This window comes from Pseudomonas putida W15Oct28 (genome assembly GCF_000708715.2).
Taxonomy (GTDB): domain Bacteria; phylum Pseudomonadota; class Gammaproteobacteria; order Pseudomonadales; family Pseudomonadaceae; genus Aquipseudomonas; species Aquipseudomonas putida_R.
Genome location: NZ_JENB01000097.1, coordinates 1 through 661 on the forward strand (window position 1 = coordinate 1; position 661 = coordinate 661).

Here is a 661-nt window from a genome sequence, read left to right on the forward strand (position 1 = left end):
TCCCAGGTGAAATGGCCTTGCTTGCCATCGGTGGTGCGCTCCAGCAGGTTGCCGCGCTCGTCGTAGCGGTACTGCGTGCCGCAATAGCTGCGCAGTACGTTGTCGCTCAGCCGTTGCGGTGAGTGCCGGTTGGGGCCGGGCGGTGCCTTTGGGTCCAGCAGGTTGCTGGCGGGGTCGAAGGCGAAGATTTCTTTTTTGTGGTAGTCGCCGGCTTCGAGCAGGCGGCCGACCGGGTCGTAGCGGTAGAAGGTATCGCCACGCCGCAGGTCATTGATGTGGGTGAGCTGGCCGCTGGGGTCGTAGGCGTAGTCGCGCAGCGCAATGCGCGTGGTGGCGCCGCGCCGGGCCAGGGTCTGCTGTTGTAGCTGGCCGTTCGGCGTCCAGGCCTGGCGCTGGATCAACCCGTTGCCTTGCTCCCGGGCGATTTCCCGGTGCAGGTCGTCGCGTTGGTAGCTGAGCAGTTCGCGGTCGTCGAGCTTGAGGCTGAGCAGGTGACCGCTGCCATACGTCAGCCAGCTGATCCGATGGCCATCCGGTCGGGTGGTGGCCACGCGCAGGTTGAGGGCGTCGTATTCATGCTGGAACACCGCGACCTTCGGTTGCTTCATGTACTTGAAGTGCTGATGCTCGCGGGTGTTGTTGCCCGCCAGGTCGTAGAACC

General features: G+C 64.8%; 1 pseudogene. It reads right to left on the minus strand.

Features of this window, described 5'->3' with window-relative positions:
• Positions 1-661: pseudogene (locus tag AK81_RS27580) on the minus strand (RHS repeat-associated core domain-containing protein); the annotation flags it as partial.